Raw genomic sequence first — 1,190 nt, 5'->3', positions numbered from 1 at the left:
ATGCTGCCACGACTGAGATCCACCACCCCGACACCCCCCACACCACCGACGACGCCGACGACACCNNCCAAGCCGCCACCACCGACGGCACCGACCAAGCCGTCACTACCGACGGCACCGACGGCACCGACGGCACCGACGACGCCAACGGCACCGACCAAGCCGTCACCGCCGAACTCAACCGCCTCCGCGAAAGCATCGACAACATCGACGCAGCCGTCGTCCACATGCTCGCCGAACGCTTCAAATGCACCCAGCAGGTCGGCCTCCTCAAAGCCCGCCACCACCTACCCGCCGACCCCCCACGCGAGGCCCGCCAAATCGCACGCCTCCGCCAACTCGCCGAAACCGCCAACCTCGACCCCGCGTTCGCCGAGAAACTCCTCAACTTCATCATCGCCGAAGTCATCCGCCACCACGAACGCATCGCCACCGNCCCCCACCACCCACCACACCCCCGGCTGACTGTGAGGATGAAGATGGCACCGCTCGGGGGTCTGACCCTCCGACTGACTGACGCTCCGGCTGTCCTGCGGTTGAATCGTCGGCCGTCCGGGCGGTGCCGCCATGCACGCGGCCGGTCGGGCGTCTGTGACTTCATAGGAGCCCGGCCAAAGGTCCCATCACAGTCTTGTCCTGTCGCCCGACCGGCGCGTGTCATCCCTCGCGCGTCGCACGGAAGGACAGCAGCAGTCAGCATGGCAGACGAGATAGCGGTGGTCGGCGGCGTGGACACCCACACCGACTTCCACCAGGCCGCCGTGATCGACTCCATCGGTCGCCACCTCGCCACCGAGGCGTTCCCCACCAGCCCCGCCGGCTACCGCCGCCTGCTGGACTGGCTGCGTTCGCACGGTGACCTCATGGCCGTCGGCGTCGAGGGCACAGGTGCCTACGGCGCCGAACTGGCGCGGTACCTGCGGGCGAACCAGGTCACCGTCATCGACGTGGACCGGCCCGACCGGCGGGCCAGGCGTGCCAACGGAAAGTCCGACCCCGTCGATGCCTACGCCGCAGCCACCGCCGTGCTCTCCGGCCGGGCCGGTGGTACGCCGAAGACGCGCGACGGCGTCGTAGAGGCGATCCGCTCCCTGCGCGTGGTCCGCCGTTCGGCCATCAAGTCCCGTACCCAGACGATCAATCAGATCCGCACGCTCATCGTCACCGCACCCGGCGAGGTCCGTNANNTT

The 1,190-nt window shown here is 68.8% G+C and carries 1 protein-coding gene and 1 pseudogene; both read left to right on the top strand.

The annotated features are described in order from the left end of the window. Positions 1–197: 197 nt before the first annotated feature. Positions 198–435: pseudogene (locus tag MW084_RS06885) on the top strand (chorismate mutase); the annotation flags it as partial. A gap of 263 nt (positions 436–698) precedes the next feature. Next, the coding region (locus tag MW084_RS06880) for an IS110 family transposase (RefSeq protein WP_275563519.1) at positions 699–1,186 on the top strand (488 nt) is incomplete at its 3' end. Positions 1,187–1,190 lie beyond the last annotated feature (4 nt).

The sequence above is a fragment of the Streptomyces sudanensis genome (assembly GCF_023614315.1).
Taxonomy (GTDB): domain Bacteria; phylum Actinomycetota; class Actinomycetes; order Streptomycetales; family Streptomycetaceae; genus Streptomyces; species Streptomyces sudanensis.
The sequence above is the reverse complement of the archived record's forward strand: the minus strand, read 5'-3'. Positions and strand labels throughout refer to the sequence as shown.